Consider the following 19,231-nt stretch of genomic DNA (forward strand, 5'->3'; position numbering starts at 1 on the left):
ATAGAGAAATTGCTGTCGTTTGTAAATAGAAAACAGTTTTTACTGTATATTGTCATTCTGTACCATACTGTGCTAAAATAATGCCATTATAATATAAGGAGGACGCTTTTATGGGACGTTTCAAAAAAGTTTATAATCAAGGTGTCATTAATAATGCTGAAATTTGGGTAGATACTGTAACAGGTATTAATTATCTTTTTCTGGCTTCTGGCAATGTAGGCGGAATTACACCACTTTTAGATGAAAATGGAAAGCCTATTGTAACAAAACAAAATGAAAAAAAAGAATAACAAAAAAGGTGTTTCCAAAGCTATGGCGTAACTTCTGGAACACCTTTTTTATATAGGGAGTATTTTTTATATATTATCTATTATAGATAATATGCTGTTGTAATAAGTGATGTTTATTTATGGTATTTTTATTCTGATACATTACTTTTAGGGTCAACTTTAATGCCATCTTTTGCAATAGAAAAATCTACGTGTTCTCCTAATGCAACACTATATTTTGTAGGCTCTGCTACAAAACCAATTTCTTGTCCTTTTTTTACTTTGTCGCCCTCTTTGACTACTACATCCTCTTGTAATTGGCTGTATGTAGTCTGCCAGCCGTTATCATGGTTAATTACTACAGTAATACCTCTTTCATCATCTGTTTTAATACTTTCTACTGTACCATCTTCCGATGCTTTTACTGCTTCTCCTTTTTTAGCACCAATAGAAATATGGTCATTTGTGCGATATTGGTCTAATGTGGCATCATATATTGCATGGTCTGCACTATAATCCATTACAATATTGCCTGCCAAAGGCATAGCAAAAAGTGGTTCATTTTCAAAAATACTTGCTTGTTCTGTATTTTGTTGTTGTGTCACATTTTGCTCTGTATTTTGCTGTGTTTGTGCATTAGCAGTTTCTAATGGTTTTTGTTCTTGTTCTGGCACATCGGCAGTTTGTTGCTGTGTTTGTTCTAAAATTTCTGTTTCTCTTTGTGCAACTGCTTCTTCTAATGCTGGTGTATTGTTTACAATGACTTGATGTGCAGTTTGATGCCTAGCTTGTTCCGTTGTCTGAGGGGGTGTTGTATATGGCTCTGTGTTACTGTTTCTGCTGGCAAAATAATAAATTCCTCCAGCAATTACCACAACAGCAAGACAACCCCACAGTATACGGTAATAATTTTTGTTCATTTGTAACACCTCCAGCAATAGTATTGCCCTAATAGACTGTTTTTTATTCATAGTATTTGCCAAATTTAAATAGAAGGTGCATAGTTAGAAAAAGAAATCCCTGTATAATAATGTTGCAATATTTCACGATATGTTTTTCCCTCTCTTGCCATGAATTCTGCACCATATTGACTCATACCAGCACCATGACCGTAGCCTTTTGTTGTAAATACTATGGTATTGTTTTGTATGTCCACTATAAAATTGCTGCTGCGTAAATTTAATATTTCTCTTACCTCTCTGCCAGTGAATGTTTTGTTGCCTATTTGTATTTGTTTTACATATCCTGCAGGGGTATGGCTTAGTATTTTAATTTGATTGTTTTCTAATGAAAAATCTTTGTATGTATTAGAAAAACGTCTTGTTATTTCATCAAATGTATAACAAACACTTTTTTCAAAATCAGGAGCATTTTTATCTAAACTGCTGTCTACACTTTTTAAATAAGGAATTTGTTTTTGCCATACATTTTCAGCATCTTCTGTTTTGCCTGCACTTTCTGAATGAAATACTGCTAATATTGGTTCATTTTCATATACCATAATCTCTCCTTTTGTTTGTTCTACTGCATTGCTTATTTTATTATAATATTGTGTAAAATGTTCTCCCCATTTTTGTTCCATTTCTTCTATTGTAATATACGCTTGTCCTATGTCATAAGGCACAACACTAGCATTGCTTTCATACATTTTTCTTGCGGCATATGTTCGAGCAGAAACAGCCTGTGCCTTAAGAGCTTCTGTTTCGAACAACGCAGGCATTTCTGCCGCTACTACTCCTTTTATATATGCTTCAAAATCAGAAGAAGTTCGTATGATTTCAGGAGAAGCAATTTCTGCTTTTTCCTGTTCATTTTGTTGTTGTGGTGGTACTTGTGTTTGTTGCTTATTTTGAGAGTGATTAGAGCAATATGTAATCAGTGCAGGTAGTATTATCATAGCAACAATGATATAAATAAAAACCATTGAAAATATTTTTTTTACCAAAAAAACACACCCTTTCTATATATTATATGATATAGTAGTGTGTTCCATACAAAAAAGTAATCAGTATTATATTTCTAATATTTATTTTATTGCTTTTTTACATAAAAAAATAGCTGCCTTCATAAAAAGAGAGGCAGCACAATCACTTTTTTATTTCTTTTTTAATATTACTGCTACAGCACCTATAAAAGAAAGTAACACTAAACCAGCAGTTACAATGAAATATTTTTGTTGTTCTTCCTTTGTGACATAAACACCTTCATATGGGTCTTCATAAATTTCTCTTTGTGCCACTCTGTAATGTCTTCTTGTATTTTCGTAAGAATGTTTTTTTGCATTTTCTCTCATAAATTATCAAATCCTTTCCCAATATAAAATATTTACTACAATGCTATAGTATATTCTAAAATGCTATAGTAAGTATATGTAGTATACCACAATTTTATCAAAAACAGAATAACATTTTAAAAGCATACCAAAATTTTATGATTATAAAATATAAAAATGACATCATACTAATTTTAATATGATTAATAAAATAAGGGGCTGGAAAAATATGAAAAAAATACTACTTATACTATTTTGCTTCACTACATTACTTTGTGGTTGTCAATCTCGTACACTCCAAAACAATATTTCTCAAATACGTATTGCCAAAGCAGCAGAATTAGAACAACAAAAAACAAAAGCACAAAGAGCACAAGAAATTAAAAATAAACTATTACAGCTAGATGAAATACAAAGTGCTGCAGTAATTATAGAAGGAAAAACTGCACTAATAGGACTACGTTTAAAACAGCATTCTCAAAAAGATGTTATTAGATTGAAAGCAGAAGCGGATATATTGGCAAAACAAACTGATAATAGCATTGATGGAACAGCAATTACAGCAAATGAAAATATTACTGCTATGATAGAAAAAATAGAAAAAGAAAGAGAAGTATCATAAAATAATTGTCTAAATATTGCCAAATATGGTATTGACATATATAGATAACCAATATATATTATATATAGATAATCTATATATAATAGGAGGCAATATTATGGCAATAGATAAAAGTTTAATAACAGGCTCTACTACAATGCTTTTGTTAAAATTATTAGAGGAAAAAGATATGTATGGCTATATGATGATAGAAGAATTATCAAAAAAGTCAGATGATACTTTTTCATTAAGAGCAGGTACACTTTATCCTTTGCTTCATGCTATGGAAGAAAAAGGACTTGTAACATCTTATGAAGCAAATAGCGAAAGTGGCAGACAAAGAAAATATTACAGCATTACTAAAAAAGGGAAAGGGCATCTTAAAGAGAAAAAACAAGAATGGAAACAATACAGTACTGCTGTAGATAAAGTATTGAAAGGAGGTGCAACATTTGCTTACTAATATAAAGAGTTATTTAGATACTGTTTGTGAACAAATTCATTTTCAAAAGGCTCATAATTTTGTCAAAAAAGAACTGCAAGATCATATCATTGACCAAACAGATGCTTTTATACAACAAGGATTTGAAAAAGAAATCGCTGTGCAAAAAGCCATTGAGCAAATGGGCGACCCTGTATTAGTTGGTACAGAACTAGATAGAGTGCACCGTCCTGCTATGAAATGGAGTTTTATAGTATTTGTAATATTATTTTCACTTGCTAGTTTTGCTTTAAAATGGATAATATTACCACAAAATGCAGAACTTAATATGCCTATTACCAAAATAATACTTAGAACTGTGATGGGTATATTGACAAGTACTATTACTATTGTATTATTTTATAAAATTGATTTTACAGTATTAGCAAATCGTTCTTTTAAAATTTATTTTTGTTATGTATTACTTATAGGATTTTTATTTTTTTATGGGCCAGTATATGGTATTCAGTATAGAAGTCGCATATTTTTATATGGTTTTATGATACCACCTTTGATATATTTTTTCCCTGTAATATTAACTGGTTTACTATATGATTGTAGGGGAAAATCTTATAGTGCAATATTATTGTGTGCTGCTTCTTTTTTGCCGCCCGCTTTTTTTTCTATACATATGGCAAACGGAACTGCTACTTTTATAATTGCTGGTATTAACCTTTTATTAATATTATATGCCATTTGTAAAGGCTGGTTTTCTATAAATAAACGCAACGCCTTATTGATATTATTTGTACTTATGGTATTATCTGGTGTGTTTGTTTGTTTTTTATCACCTGAGTTTATTTATAGAATAAGTAGAATATATATTAGTATAAAAGACATAAATACGGATTGGATAAGAAATACATTACAACATAATGTCAAGGGGGCCGCTTTATTTGGTGAAGGAAATTCATTTTCTTATTATGGAGCTGACGGAAAATTTATAGAGTTAACACCTACTGTACAGTATTTAGGTACCGAATACTTTGTAAATTATGCCTTACACTATTTTGGTTGGATTGTTTTTATATTGTCTTTAGCAATATATACATTTTTTATAGTAAAAGCTTTTATACTTGCTCACAAAGAAAAAAGTCAGTTAGGTTCTATGACAGCATATGCTATACTTTTGACTATATCTGTTATAGCAGTTTGGAATATTGTTTGTACAAGTGGATATTTTATAACCATAAATCCTTTAGAATTACCCTTTTTTTCTAGTGCGAGCACTATTAACACAGTATATTGTGCATTAATGGGAATATTACTTTCTGTATTTAGAATAGGAAAATATACAAGTGATGAAGCAATAGAATGTATTCAAACAGTACATAAAAATAATGGTTTGTTTGAATTAAAAAGAAATAAAGAAGAATTTTCAATTACCATACATTTGAAAAAAGCCCCAAAAAGCCAAAACTGCCAAAAGGGGGAAGATTTGCTTGAATGATATTAAAAACTATTTAGATACCGTTTGTGAACAAATTCGTTTTCAAAAATCTCATAATATTATTAAACAAGAACTGCAAAATCACATTACTGACCAAACAGATGCTTTGATACAGCAGGGAATAAAAAAAGAAATTGCTATACAAAAGGCCATTGAACAAATGGGCGACCCCGTATTAGTGGGTACAGAATTAGATAGAGTACATCGCCCTAAATTAGAATGGAGCATTATATTTTTTGTTGCTTTGCTTTGTATTGCCCATTTTGCAATACCTTATTTCTTTTTGAAAGGAGTATTTTATACTGCACCATTGTTTCAAAATAGCATTATACTACTTATTTATATAGGTATTATGATAGCATTTTACCATATTGATTTTACTATATTAGCAAATCATAGCAAATTATATTATAGCATTTATACTTTAATATTGTTTTTTACTAATGGTTTTACATGGCAATCTGGTTATTTTATGTCAATAGATTTCACAAAACCGGCTGGTATTGTTATAGGAGCATTTACAGATATTTATTTTATTGTATTTGGTACATCAAATAATGACTTTGCTATTAAACTGCCTGTATTGATATATATTTTTCCTATTATATTAGTAGGATTATTGTATCACTGTAGAGCAAAAAGTTACAATGCACTATTTTGGTGCTGTTGCTCTATATTTCCAATACTATTTTTTTGTTATGGTAATTTATTAAAAATACCTTGTATTATAGTCTCTATAGTCAGCTTACTATTAATACTTATTAGTATTACTAAAAATTGGTTTGCTATCAAAAAGTATTATGCTATGTTAATTGTTGGTATTGTAACAATAGTTGCTATATTATTTATGATGTGGTTAAATACTGTAGATTATAGCTTTAGAGGAAGTAGTTTTTATGATTATGTTAAAAGTATACATACAATACTACAAAGTAATATAAAAGGCAGTCGCTTCATAGGAGAAGGTAACTATATTTTTATACAAAATAAAAATGGTTTATTAATAGATGGCATTGATTTTTTAAAACAGTATATAGAATATTTTCCTGCTTATTTGCTGCACTGTTATGGCTGTATTGTACTACTACCTATACTAATAATATACTTCTTTTTTATAGTAAGAGGTTTTTTATTGATAAAAAAACAAAAAAGTCAATTAGGTTTTATGACTGCCACAGCAATATTATTAACATTTTTTATCATAAGTATATGGAATATTATTTCTAACAGCGGAGTTTTTACAATAGATAATCCTTTAGGAATACCCTTTTTTTCTACAAGTGACAGTGTAAATATTGTATTTTTTGCTATGATGGGAATGCTGTTGTCAGTGTTTAGAACAGGACATATTACAGCAGACAAATATATAACAAAACAACAAAATACAAAAAAGAAATGGATTTCTGTTTCTGAAAATCAAATTAATATCAATATTTCTGTTACTATTCCATTTTTAAAAAAGAAACAAAATAAAACAAGTCAAAACCCATAAAACAATGTGGTTTTGACTTACTTTTACTGTATCACACTTGCTAAAACCTCTGCTAAAGGTGTCATAGCATTGATAGCCTCTTGTTTTGTATTCATTTGGCTACCTACTTCTATCAATAAAGAACGAGGTTTCATATGTAAACTATAACGATAAGCATGAATATATATTCTTCTTGTAAAATCTGGGAAAAGAGATTGTGCTGTTGTCTGCATTTGTAAACTAAATGCTAAATTATCTTCTAAATTTTCATTGCTAAGTCCTTCTGTAGGCTGAGGCACACCATCTTTATTAAGGCGACACATACCATTAAAAAACATAATTTTAGCACATTGTTTGCCGTTGATTTCTGTCACTAAATGTACATTTTCAGGTAAACCATCTCTGTGCATATCAATAACAACTTGTATACTAGGATTTTCATTTAATATTTTTTGTATAGGAGTTTCCATTCTTTCATACGCTCCTAATATTTGACCTTTGCCATCTACCATATCATATCGTCCTGTATCATGTAGTACAGCAATACCATATTTTTTTTCTAATATGTTTTTTAATTCTTCTCCTACTCCCCATATACCTTCACTCATATCTTTTGACATATCACTGTCTATAAAACCCTCTGTAGAGTGGGTATGAAATATTAATACTTTGGGTTCTTGTCCACTATTATCAATAGTAAAATCTTTTTCTAAAAACTGTTTTGGTTTTATATCTCCATCAAGCAAAGCAGTTCTGGAGTCTACTAAATAATAATTTTGTTTTAAAAAATCTATACTCTCCATTTGTTTTAATAGTTCTGGTGTAATTTTTGTCGTTGTTTTGGAAGCGGTATTTTCTGGAGTTTGATAACTAATATCATCAAATCCAATTACATTTTCAGAAATTTCTTGTACTAGTTCTGGATTTTTTTCATCTTTACTATCGTCTTGCTGAAAAAATTTATTCATAGGTACAGAGGTTTTTACTTCTGCTATATTAGGAACTGCTTCTTGTATCAATGTAGAATATGTTTTTTTTGTTACAAAAAAAGCTGATAGTATAAAACAAGCAAAAAAACCTATTAGACACTGTACTACAATTTTTTTAAATTGATACTGCTGAAAACGCATTTTATACTATCGCCTCCCTTTTGATATAGATAGTAAAACCCTATTTACAGTGTATGTATAAAGTATAAAAAAAGAACTAAAAAAAATTTACTATTTTTTTATTTTTTTGAATACAATTTTGTTATTGTTTCGTCTAACATAACAAAGGAGGAATTAATATGTTAAAATTAAAACAAATTTTTAAAACAAAGTATTTTATTGCTTGCATAAGCATATTATTAATTTGTTGTATGTTTACTTTTTATATTGTTTTTTTATGGAAAAATACAGAAACAAAAACAGTATCATTACCTACATTACCTGTAGAAGATTATGCAACTTATTCTGCTTCAGAAGGATATTTAGCATATGACATTTCTGAAATTTACAATGGAAGTCCTTGGAAAGAAGAATGGGATATTACAACACTTCCCGTTTTTTATAATGTGGATTTTAAAAACAGTAGTAATGCAGAAAATTATGAACATAAAATAAATATTATGAAGAATAAAATGAAGTATTTAGAAGAAATTGCTCAAAATTTTGGTGTGACTGATAACTATACTATTAAATATGGTACAGAAGAAGGAAAACTTGAGAATAAAGAAATTTCATTTCAAAACTATATTTATGACAATACTATTTTGATAACATTTAAAAAGCCTATAAAATTGCCTTTTGAAAACACACAGCAAAACAAAGAACAATCAGAAAAAATAATTTCTTATTTTATTGATAATTATAAAGACTGTTTCGGTTGGAAAGAAGCCGAAAAAGCACTTCATTTTGATTATAGTATAGAAGGAAAAAAATATTTTTTATTATATGCCTACGAGAAAGGAAATACACTAGAACAGGAATTATTAAATTATCATTTCAATAATGTTTGTATTATTACAAATGAAAAAAATGAAATTACTTCTGCTTTATTCAAAAAAACTGACCTTTCTGACAAAATAGGAGAATATGCTATTATTACATCAGAACAGGCAAAACAACTGTTGTATAGCGGAAAATATACCTCTACACTGTCTAATACTTTCTCTCAAAATATGACGATAGTAAAAACAGAACTGGTATACCGAAATACTATTTATGATAGCATTTATATGCCTTGTTATAAATTTTTTGTACAGTTACCTCATATAGAAGGAGATGGTTTGCGTCATTATGATGTTTATTATATTCCTGCAATAAAACAACAATATTTAGAGTATACTAATGATATTGAATATCAATTTGACTAAATTTATCATTATATTTTATTTTCTCTAATTTTCTCTTGCACTTTTTTACTGAAACAGCTAAAATAAAATTGGTACAATGATAATGTTGTGCAAGTAAGGGACAGGTAAATTCCCAATCAGTGGGAGGTCATGAAACTTGGAAAATAATCAAAAGCAAAATCATACAGAAAATGGTACAAATACAGAACAAAAATCAGATGCCATTTCACCTATGTTTTGGGAAGATTTTGATAAAGTAGAAACAAAAACTGTATTGGAAAAAACAAAAACTTCAACTGCCTCTATGGAAAAAACAAAAAATATAAATGATAATAATGATGATGAAAACATAAATAAATTATCTGACACACAAAAAACAGTAGAAATTAATAGTGTTATTCTTTCTACAAATAAAGAAATTACTGAAACAACACAATGTAACAATAATACAGATACAAATACAGATAAAACAGTAGAAATCAGTAGTGTAATACTTTCTGCAAATAAAACAGATACAGCAGATGTTACTATACAACAAACTTCAAAAATTAATACAACGGAAATAGAAAAACAAAACATACAAAATAATGATACAAATATAACAGAAAAAACATCTGTGGTACATAATACAGATGCTGATATAGAAGAAAATATGGAACAAACAAAAGCCATTACTCCTATACAGCAAAATGCTTCAGAAGCAACAGATAAAACACAACGTTTAGAAGCCATACAATCAGACACAACTAAAAAAGGAAAATTTTCACATTTAATAGAAAATAATAAAAATGATGATGATGATTTAGGAGATAAAAATGCCTATTTAGACACTTTTGAAACTGAAAATTTTGAAGATGATGATACTAATTCTGAAGAACAATATACTCAATATGATGATGATATGTATTATGATGAAGAAACTTCTTTTGCTTTATATCAAGCAGAAAAAAGACGTTTAAAAATCATATTGCTTTGTTCTGTTACCGTTGGAATTGTTGTTTTTCTGGTAGGTTATATGATAATGGGTATGCACCAGAGAGAAATTCGACTAGAAATAGAAAGACAAAAACAACAACAAGCTGCGGCTCTAGCTGATAAGAGATATGTTATGGTACGTACTGTTGCTACAAACAGAGAATTATCTGTACATGATATTAATACAGATGAACAATATATTATAAAAACAAACAGTGATACAAAATTTCTTGACCGTATTAGAAAACAATCTTCTGTTACCAAAATACAAAGAGGGGATTTAATTTGTGTTACAATGGCTGAAGATGGTGAAACTGCACAAGAAATACATTATTCTGTAAATACTTGGACTGCACAAGAAGTAAGTGGCCTTTCTGTAAATACCGAACAAAAAACAGTTTCTATTACATTTGTAGATGGAACAGAACCGAAAACATATCGTTATACTGACGATAATTTATTTTTATATAAAGATGGAGAAATCCCTCCTCAAAGTATTGCTGCCTGTGATATTATTACAATGCAGGGACGAGGAGATAGAGTATGGTCTATTAAAGTACTAGAGTCACATGGAACTATGACATTAAAAAATGAACAAGATATTGTTAATGGTGTTTTAACCGTTGATAATAGAGAAAGATATGCTTTGGAAGGGTTTGGTAGTTTAGCTCTTACAGAAGGTGTACATAATATTTCTGTAACAGGCGACAATATAGAGTCTTTTGAAGACACTATATTTGTTGTGCCTAGAGAAGATTTTGTATATGATTTGTCTAATGCACAATCTAAAACAGGTGTTGTGATTATTCGTGCTAATGTATATGACTTTAAATTATATATCAATGGAGCAGAAGCAAATGGGTCAAAGCCTATTGTGTTGCCTTTGGGCAAATATGATATTACAATACTGAAAAACGGATATAAGCCTTGGAGCCAAACAATAGAATTGACAGAACCTTCCATAACAGTAGATGCTTTTATGGAAGAAGATATACAAGAGGGTATTATATCATTTCATAGTGTGCCAGAAGGTGCTACAATAGTATGGAATGACAAAGAAGTAGGTGTAACACCATTTGACCAGAAAGTGCGTTATGGTGTTTATACTGTAGATGTGATATTAGAGGGATATAAACCTCAATTAGAAACGGTTGTTGTGGATAAATCTGCTGTTACAGTCACATCTCATTTAACGGCTGAACAAAATACAGCAGAGGAAAACCAATCACAATAGAAAAAAATGAAAAAAAGAGGAGGAAACAAAAATGGATTACAAACAAAAGTATGCTCAATGGTTAGAGGACGATTATTTTGATGCCGAAACAAAAAAAGAACTTCAATCAATTTCAGGAGATGACAAAGAAATCAAAGAACGTTTTTACAAAGATTTAGAATTTGGTACTGCTGGTTTGAGAGGTATTATTGGTGCTGGTACAAATCGCATGAACATCTATACAGTAGGAAAAGCAACACAAGGTTTAGCAAACTATATAGTATCTCAGGGAGAAGAAACAGTAAAAAAAGGAGTTGCCATTGCTTATGACTCCAGAAATATGTCACCAGAATTTGCAGAAACAACTGCTTTAATTATGGCAGCAAATGGAATACCTGTTCACATTTATCCTTCCCTTCGTCCAGTACCAATGCTTTCTTTTGCAGTACGTCATTTGGGTTGTACAGCAGGTGTTGTTATTACAGCCAGCCATAACCCTCCAGAATACAATGGCTATAAAGTATATTGGTCAGATGGTGGACAAGTACCTGCACCTCGTGATGGCGAAATTATAACAGAAGTAAATAATGTAACTGATTATAAAGACATCAAAAAAATTAGTTTAGAAGAAGCAAAATCCAAAAAACTTTACAATGTAATTGATAGCTCTGTAGATGATGCTTTCATTGAAAATATCAAAGCACAAGCACTCAATAGTGATTTAGTAAAACAATTAGGTGACGATTTTAAAGTAGTATATACACCGATACATGGTTCTGGTAATGTCCCTGTACGTCGTGCTTTAGAAGAAGCTGGATTTAAAAATGTATATGTTGTAAAAGAACAAGAACAACCAGATGGAAACTTTCCAACAGTAGGCTATCCAAATCCAGAAAATCCAGATGTATTTACATTGGCTATTAAATTGGCAAAAGAGAAAAATGCAGATATTATTGTTGGTACTGACCCAGATGCTGATAGAGTTGGTGCTGTTGTAAAAGATGATAAAGGAGATTATATTGTACTAACAGGAAATATGACAGGTGCATTACTTACAGAATATATTCTTTCTCAAAGAAAAGCACAGGGTAAATTACCTGCAAATGGTGCAGTTATCAAAACAATCGTTTCTACAGAAATCATTCGTCCTATTTGTAAAGAATATGGCGTTAAATTATTTGATGTATTAACAGGTTTTAAATATATTGGCGAAAAAATAAAAGAATTTGAGCAAAGCAACGAATATCAATATGTATTTGGTTTTGAAGAAAGCTATGGTTCTTTACCTGGTACATATGCAAGAGATAAAGATGCTGTTGCAGCAACATTTTTAATTTGTGAAATGGCAGCATATTATAAATCTAAAGGTATGACATTATATGATGGTCTTTTAGCAATGTATCAAAAATATGGTTTCTCTAAAGAAGGCATTAAATCTTTGACATTAAAAGGTATTGAAGGTCTTGAAAAAATACAAAAAATTATGGCTACTTTTAGAGAAAATACTCCATCAGAATTTGCAGGCATTGCTGTAACATGGGCAAGAGATTACAAAACAAAAGTATTTAAAAATATAAAAACTGGCGAAACAGAAGAAGATACCCTTCCTGTATCTGATGTATTACATTACACATTAGAAGATGGTACATGGATTTGTGTTCGTCCTTCTGGTACAGAACCAAAATTAAAATTCTACTATGGTGTAACAGGTACAAGCATTGCAGATGCAGATGCAAAAATTAAAGCACTTGATGAAGCAGTAGATAAAAAATTAGCAGAAATTTAATTTTCAGCATTTTACAAAAAGACTATCATATTATTATGGTGGTCTTTTTATTTTGCTTCTTCCAAAAAATATAAAACAATTTTATGTATTTTTTTCTTGTCTGTTTGTATATTTTAATATACAATATTGTAATAAGGTGGTATACAGTATAAAATAGGAGGGGACAATTTTGGAAGAAATTAGACTAAAAGCAAGAGCAAAAATCAATTTAACGCTAGATGTTACAGGAAAACAGTCAAATGGTTATCATACTGTACGTATGATTATGCAGACATTGTCCCTTTATGACAGCATATATATAAAAAAAATTGATAAGCCTGTTATTCGTGTAAAAAGTAACTTGGATTGGCTTCCTACTGATGAAAGAAATTTAGCTTATAAAGGTGCAGAATTATTAAAAAATACATTCCATATACAACAAGGCATATTTATACAATTAAACAAAAAAATACCTGTTGCTGCTGGATTAGCTGGAGGCAGTGCAGATTGTGCCGCAGTTATGGTAGGTATCAATAAATTATTTAATATAGGTCTTTCTAAAAAAAAGCTTATGAAATTATCTCTACAATTAGGAGCTGATATTCCTTATTGTATATTACAAGGAACAGCACTTGCAGAAGGAATAGGAGAAAAATTAATGCCTATTAAAACTGGCTGTCCCTTTTGCTATGTTTTATTAGCAAAACCTAATATTAATATTTCTACAGCATCTGTTTATCAAAGTTTAGAATTAGACAAAATAACACAACATCCTAATACAGAAGAAATGCTTTCTCAAATGCAGCAAAAAAATATAACTGAAATGGGAAAACTTCTTTGTAATGTATTAGAAACCGTTACCATTTCAAAATATCATGAAATTGCACTTTTAAAACAAAAAATGATGACATTGGGGGCATCAGGAGCACTCATGAGTGGTAGTGGTTCTACTGTATTTGGTTTGTTTTTAGATAAGCAAAAAGCTATAGAAGCAGAAAAAATAATAAAAAATGAATTTACATTAAGAGATGTTTTTGTAACAGAAATATGGAACAAAAAGCAACATAGAAGGAGAGGATAAAAATGATAGATTACAAATTTAGCATCAATTCAAACGAATATTTACCTTTAAGAGATGTTGTATTTAATACATTAAGAGATGCGATATTAACAGAAAAATTACAGCCTGGCGAAAGGCTTATGGAAAATCAATTAGCTGAAAAGCTTGGTGTAAGTCGTACTCCTATCAGAGAAGCATTGCGTATGTTGGAATTAGAAAATCTTGTAGAATTAACTCCTAGAAAAGGAGCACAAGTATTAGATATGAGTGAAAAAGATATCATTAATGTATTAGAAATTAGGGAAGTGTTAGAAGGGCTAGCAACACAGCTTGCTTGCAAAAAAATGACTTTTGAAATATTAGAAGAATTAAAAAAGGCAGAACTAGAATTTGAACAATTTGCTAAAGAAAATGACCTTGAAAAAGTGGTAAGTATAGACGAACGTTTTCATGATATTATATTTGCTTCTACAGAAAATGAAAGATTAATACAAATCTTTAATAATTTAAAAATACAACTATATCGTTATCGTATGGCTCATGTCAAATTAGATACTGGTATAGAAAATATTATTGTACAACATAGAGCTATATTATCTGCTATTGAAAATAAAAATGCTGTAGAAGGAGAAGATTTAGCAAAAAAACATATTCAATACCATACAAAATTTATATTAGATGCTTTACAAAAAAAGAACAACGAATAAATATTCCTATATTTGTATAAAAAAGGATATAACAGATGATATTCTACAATGTAAATTTCCTCCGCCCAAAAAGGCGGAGGTATTACTAGTATATAATAAAGTTATATTTATATTGTAATATTATGTCGCAATCTGTTGTTTTTTTCGTTGTTTTTTTTATCCTTTTTTCTTGCATTAGTACAATAGATAGCATAAAATGAAATATAATATGTCAAATGTATTTGTAGAGAAAGGAGTGTGTGAATGGACTCTAAGGGAAATTTTCCAAAAAGGGAAGAGCGTATACCTTATGGTCGAGCCATACCAAACGAACCCCCTAAAAAAACGAATAAAAAAAGTAAAAAAAAGTTATCTCCCTACAGACAAAAATATAATGCACAACACAATATTAAGCCTGTAAAACGTAAAAAAATACCTAAAAGAGTTATGCCTGCAAAAAATCGTCGTTTACTGACACTTATTATTAGTATACTTGCTGTTGTGCTACTTTTTCTTGTTATATTTCGTCAAAATGGTAAAGAAGTATTTATTGGAGAAACAAGCATGGGAATTATAAAAGATAAAGCAATTACAGCAGAATCTTTAACAGAGTCACTCACAGCACAATTAGTGCAGGAAGTTGGTGCAAATGTACAAATAAATGAAACTATTACAATAAAACCAATTCATATATCAAAATCACGTGAAAAAGATATTTATCAAATGGACTCTTTAGCTCCTTTGCTTAGACAAAAAGTAACCTATTTAGTAGAAGCTGCTGCAATTACAGTAGATGGAAAAGATGTCATCATTGTAGCAAATCAGTCTGTAGCAGATGAAGTATTCACAGAAGTACAATCAGAATATATTCCAGAAGATGAAACAAGAGATATTACAGCTAGTTTTGAGGGAAATGTACAAGTTCAATTAAAATATGTAGACCCTTCTGTCATTGTAGCAAAAGAAAATGCTGTACAAACATTACAAAAGGGTACTAAAGTAGAAAAAACCTATACTGTACAACCTGGAGATGCTCTTTATAAAATTGCTGCACAATTTGATATGACACAAGACGAATTGAAAGCAATGAACACAGACAAAATACCATCAAATGGTAATATCATGGTAGGTTGGGAACTCAAAGTAATGGCAGAAGAACCTATGGTTTCTGTAAGAACAGAAGAAACTGTAGTATTGACAGAAGTACAAGAAAGAAAAACAGTATATCAACAAGATGCTACAAAAAACAAAGGCTATCAAAAAGTAACAGAAGCAGGCAAAGATGGACAAAAAGAAGTAACCAAAAAAATTATTCGTGTTAACAATGAAATTGTTTCAGAAGAAATTGTTAGTGAAAAAACAACAGTAGAACCTGTTGACGAAATCATAGTACAAGGAACAAAATAACAAAAAAGGAACAATTCATAAAAAATTATTGTATAAAGTTGTACCATTTTATATAAAATATGGTATAATAAATATTGTAAATTACTGTACTACAGTAAGTAAAATACAGAGAGGAGAAATTTCAAATGGCAGTAAAATTAAAATTACAAGGAGTAAAACCTTTTGTAAGAGAACATGAATTGGGATATATGGCACCATTAGTAAAGGCTTGCCATGAACAACTGCATAACAGAACAGGTGCAGGAAATGATTTTTTAGGTTGGATAGACCTTCCTGTAAACTATGACAAAGAAGAATTTGCTAGAATTAAAAAAGCCGCAGAAAAAGTACAAAAAAATAGCGAAGTTCTGATTGTAATTGGTATTGGCGGCTCTTATCTTGGCACAATAACAGCTTTAGATTTTATTAAATCTCCATATTATAATGAAGATAAATCTAAAAAAACACCTGACATTTACTTTGTAGGTAATAATATTAGCTCTACATATATCAATGATATATTGAATATTATGGGTGACAGAGATTTTTCTGTAAATATAATTTCTAAATCTGGTACAACAACAGAACCAGCAATCGCTTTTAGAATTTTCAAGCAAAAATTAGAAGAAAAATATGGTGCAGAAGGTGCAAAAGAAAGAATTTTTGCAACAACAGACAGAGCAAGAGGTGCTTTGAAAAACCTTTGTAACGAAAAAGGTTATGAAACATTTGTTATTCCTGATGATGTAGGAGGAAGATTTACTGTATTAACTCCAGTTGGTCTTTTTGCTATGGCAGTAGCAGGTATTGATATTGATGCTGTTATGAAAGGTGCTGCAGATGCTCGTGAAGCATACAGTGTTGATGACATTACAAAAAATGAAAGCTATCAATATGCAGCTTACAGAAATATTTTCTTTAACAAAGGTAAAAATGTTGAAATTCTTGCAAACTATGAGCCACATCTAACATCTTTTGGAGAATGGTACAAACAACTCTTTGCAGAAAGCGAAGGAAAAGATGGAAAAGGGATTTTCCCTACAAGTGCTAACTTCTCTACGGATTTACATTCTATTGGTCAGTTTATACAAGATGGCAACAACTTTATGTTTGAAACTGTTATCTGGAGCAAAGAGCCAAAATCTAATATTACAATACAGCAAGACCCTGAAAATATAGATGGATTAAACTTTGTTGCTGGTAAAGATATGCACTTTGTAAATAACAAAGCATTTAATGGCACATTACTTGCTCATATGGACGGTGGAGTACCAAATATCATTGTTGAAATAGATAAAATGGACGCTTATAACTTTGGTTATCTTGTATACTTCTTTGAAAAAGCAGTAGGTATCAGCGGTTATCTTATTGGCATCAATCCATTTGACCAACCAGGTGTAGAAGCATACAAAAAGAATATGTTTGCACTTCTTGGTAAACCAGGATTTGAAGATAGAAAAGAAGAATTAGAAAAACGTCTTTTATAATAAAATAATTTTGATAAAATAAACTAGAAAGAGATGTAATATCACATCTCTTTCTTTTTCATACTTTAGAAAGGAAAAGTTATATGAAAACAGCAATATTATTTGATTTAGATGGTACATTAACAGACTCTGCACCTGGCATTATTGAAACATTAAAATACGCATTAAACAAACAAAATATTACACCACCTGATGACTTACAGTTTGTATTAGGCCCTCCTCTCATGGATACTTTTATAAATACTTTTCATATGTCACAACAATCAGCACAAAAGGCTTATCAAGACTATCGTCAAAAATATACTGAAAAAGGAATGTATCAAAACAGTGTTTTTGAAGGAGTAAAAGAAATGCTTTCTGAACTCAAAAAACGAGGCAAAAAACTTGCTGTAGCTACATCAAAATCAGAAGATTTTGCAAAACAAATTATAGAACATTTTGGCTTGTCTGAATACTTTGATTGTGTTGCTGGAAATTATTCAAATACAAGAGATAGCAAAGAAAAAGTTGTTTGTTATGCTTTGGAACAGCTTCAAGTAAGTGCAAATTCTGCTGTACTTGTAGGTGACAGAATGTATGATATTATAGGAGGAAAAAAAGCAGGTGTAACAGTAATAGCTGTATTATATGGCTATGGTGAAATAGAAGAATTTAAAAAGTATGGTGCAGATGTTATTGTACAAACACCTCAAGATGTTGTTGATGTAATATTAAATTGGGATACAAAAGAACCATCAGTATAACTGATGGTTCTTTTGTATTATTCTATGTTTTCAAATATATCTTCTGGTGTAATATTATTTTGAATTAATCCTTCTTTTTTAAGCCAATCTATATTATTTTGCCATACTTGAGTATTTTGTGACAAAAATGCTGCGTTTTCTGTTTCCATAACAGGTAGTAATATTTCCATACTTTTCTGCTCTACTTCTTTTTTTAGTGGAAAATTTTCTTCATTTTGATTATCTAATAATATTTGTAATGCTTCTTCTGTATGTTGTTTTGTGTATTCAAAACCTTTTTTAGATGCCCTTAAAAATTTCTGTATTTTTTCTTTATTATTTTGTAATGTATCATTTCCTACCAGCAATACCAATTCATAATAATCTGGTACACCATATTCATTTGGATAGTAATATTGTATTTCAAAACCTTCTTGTTCCATTTGAGGTACTTCATGGTTTATCATACAGCCTATTGTTGCATCTACTTTTTGTGTTGTCATAGAAGACATTAAATCAAATCCAACATCTACTAATTCTACATTACCACTTTTTCCTACATATTCTAAATTTGATTTTATCATACCTTCTGATATTACAGAACCACTATGTCCTACTTTTTTGCCTTGTAAATCTGCTGGAGAAGAAATATTTTTCTCTTTTAATGATAATATAATATTCAAAGGAGATTGTACTAAAGCTCCTACTGATTTTACTGGTATATTCTCATTTGCTACTGTTATAATAGTATCATGTAAATAATAAATACCCATATCTGCTCTACCTGCAGCTGTTAAAGAAAGTGCATCATTTGTATTTGCAGGAAATCTTACATTCACATGAAGTCCTTCTTCTGCATAATATCCCTTTGCCATAGCAACATAAATAAAAGAGTGTATTGCATTAGGATACCAGTCTAATACAATATCAAATTCTTCTAAATCCTCATTGTATTGTGCTGTTTGTTGTTCTGTTTGCTGTGCAGGCTGTGTATTACAAGCCGCCATTAGCATCATAACACCCACTAAAAATATTGCTGTTATTCTTTTTTTCATTTT

General features: G+C 30.0%; 18 protein-coding genes. 13 read left to right on the forward strand and 5 right to left on the reverse strand.

Features of this window, described 5'->3' with window-relative positions; all coding sequences use genetic code 11:
• The first annotated feature begins 110 nt into the window (after positions 1-110).
• Positions 111-290 carry a DUF6440 family protein gene (locus C820_RS01785; protein WP_004035874.1) on the forward strand — a complete coding sequence of 60 codons (180 nt, stop codon included), beginning with the start codon at positions 111-113 and terminating at the stop codon, positions 288-290.
• Positions 291-418: 128 nt separating this feature from the next.
• Here the strand turns inward: C820_RS01785 and C820_RS01790 are convergent, their stop codons facing one another.
• From C820_RS01790 to C820_RS01800, 3 genes are all read right to left on the reverse strand, one after another.
• Complete coding sequence (locus tag C820_RS01790) at positions 419-1,189, reverse strand: M23 family metallopeptidase (protein WP_004035873.1); 771 nt, start codon at positions 1,187-1,189, stop codon at positions 419-421.
• Between the two features lie 65 nt (positions 1,190-1,254).
• Entirely contained in the window at positions 1,255-2,214 is a 960-nt protein-coding gene (spoIID, locus tag C820_RS01795; RefSeq protein WP_004035872.1) for a stage II sporulation protein D, read from the reverse strand.
• Positions 2,215-2,364: 150 nt separating this feature from the next.
• Positions 2,365-2,562, reverse strand: a complete 198-nt coding sequence (locus C820_RS01800; RefSeq protein ID WP_004035870.1) for a hypothetical protein — start codon at positions 2,560-2,562, stop codon at positions 2,365-2,367.
• A gap of 208 nt (positions 2,563-2,770) precedes the next feature.
• Between C820_RS01800 and C820_RS01805 the strand changes: the two genes are divergently transcribed.
• From C820_RS01805 to C820_RS01820, 4 genes are all read left to right on the forward strand, one after another.
• On the forward strand, positions 2,771-3,163 hold the full coding sequence (locus tag C820_RS01805) for a YhcN/YlaJ family sporulation lipoprotein (RefSeq protein WP_004035868.1): 393 nt from the start codon (positions 2,771-2,773) through the stop codon (positions 3,161-3,163).
• 97 nt (positions 3,164-3,260) lie between these two features.
• Complete coding sequence (locus C820_RS01810) at positions 3,261-3,605, forward strand: PadR family transcriptional regulator (protein WP_004035866.1); 345 nt, start codon at positions 3,261-3,263, stop codon at positions 3,603-3,605.
• A complete protein-coding gene (locus C820_RS01815) occupies positions 3,595-5,073 on the forward strand; it encodes a permease prefix domain 1-containing protein (protein ID WP_004035863.1) in 1,479 nt (492 codons plus the stop codon). The genes C820_RS01810 and C820_RS01815 overlap by 11 nt, the downstream gene beginning before the upstream one ends.
• The gene (locus tag C820_RS01820) at positions 5,066-6,565 is read left to right on the forward strand and encodes a permease prefix domain 1-containing protein (protein WP_004035861.1); all 1,500 of its coding nucleotides are present in this window, start codon (positions 5,066-5,068) and stop codon (positions 6,563-6,565) included. The genes C820_RS01815 and C820_RS01820 overlap by 8 nt, the downstream gene beginning before the upstream one ends.
• 23 nt (positions 6,566-6,588) lie before the next feature.
• On the opposite strand, the gene spoIIP is transcribed toward C820_RS01820, so the two are convergent.
• On the reverse strand, positions 6,589-7,674 hold the full coding sequence (spoIIP, locus tag C820_RS01825) for a stage II sporulation protein P (protein ID WP_004035860.1): 1,086 nt from the start codon (positions 7,672-7,674) through the stop codon (positions 6,589-6,591).
• A 158-nt stretch (positions 7,675-7,832) separates the two neighbouring features.
• Here spoIIP and C820_RS01830 point away from each other — a divergent pair, with 158 nt between their 5' ends.
• The 8 genes from C820_RS01830 to C820_RS01865 all read left to right on the forward strand — a co-directional run bounded on the left by C820_RS01830 (position 7,833) and on the right by C820_RS01865 (position 18,194).
• Positions 7,833-8,900, forward strand: a complete 1,068-nt coding sequence (locus C820_RS01830; protein ID WP_004035855.1) for a hypothetical protein — start codon at positions 7,833-7,835, stop codon at positions 8,898-8,900.
• Positions 8,901-9,036: 136 nt separating this feature from the next.
• A complete protein-coding gene (locus C820_RS01835) occupies positions 9,037-11,088 on the forward strand; it encodes a PEGA domain-containing protein (protein WP_004035854.1) in 2,052 nt (683 codons plus the stop codon).
• A 31-nt stretch (positions 11,089-11,119) separates the two neighbouring features.
• A complete protein-coding gene (locus C820_RS01840) occupies positions 11,120-12,853 on the forward strand; it encodes a phospho-sugar mutase (protein ID WP_004035853.1) in 1,734 nt (577 codons plus the stop codon).
• Positions 12,854-13,022: 169 nt separating this feature from the next.
• The gene (ispE, locus tag C820_RS01845) at positions 13,023-13,913 is read left to right on the forward strand and encodes a 4-(cytidine 5'-diphospho)-2-C-methyl-D-erythritol kinase (RefSeq protein WP_004035852.1); all 891 of its coding nucleotides are present in this window, start codon (positions 13,023-13,025) and stop codon (positions 13,911-13,913) included.
• Positions 13,914-13,915: 2 nt separating this feature from the next.
• On the forward strand, positions 13,916-14,599 hold the full coding sequence (locus C820_RS01850) for a GntR family transcriptional regulator (protein WP_004035851.1): 684 nt from the start codon (positions 13,916-13,918) through the stop codon (positions 14,597-14,599).
• A 243-nt stretch (positions 14,600-14,842) separates the two neighbouring features.
• Positions 14,843-15,985: a G5 domain-containing protein gene (locus tag C820_RS01855; RefSeq protein WP_004035849.1), complete on the forward strand. Its 1,143-nt coding sequence runs from the start codon at positions 14,843-14,845 to the stop codon at positions 15,983-15,985.
• 125 nt (positions 15,986-16,110) lie between these two features.
• On the forward strand, positions 16,111-17,451 hold the full coding sequence (locus C820_RS01860; protein ID WP_004035847.1) for a glucose-6-phosphate isomerase: 1,341 nt from the start codon (positions 16,111-16,113) through the stop codon (positions 17,449-17,451).
• Positions 17,452-17,534: 83 nt separating this feature from the next.
• Positions 17,535-18,194 carry an HAD-IA family hydrolase gene (locus C820_RS01865; protein WP_004035846.1) on the forward strand — a complete coding sequence of 220 codons (660 nt, stop codon included), beginning with the start codon at positions 17,535-17,537 and terminating at the stop codon, positions 18,192-18,194.
• 17 nt (positions 18,195-18,211) lie between these two features.
• Here the strand turns inward: C820_RS01865 and C820_RS01870 are convergent, their stop codons facing one another.
• Positions 18,212-19,228, reverse strand: coding sequence for an ABC transporter substrate-binding protein (locus C820_RS01870; RefSeq protein WP_004035845.1), 1,017 nt, complete (start codon positions 19,226-19,228; stop codon positions 18,212-18,214).
• Positions 19,229-19,231: the final 3 nt, after the last annotated feature.

It is taken from the genome of Clostridium sp. MD294, from assembly GCF_000364165.2.
In the GTDB taxonomy this organism is placed as follows: domain Bacteria; phylum Bacillota; class Clostridia; order Lachnospirales; family Anaerotignaceae; genus Coprocola.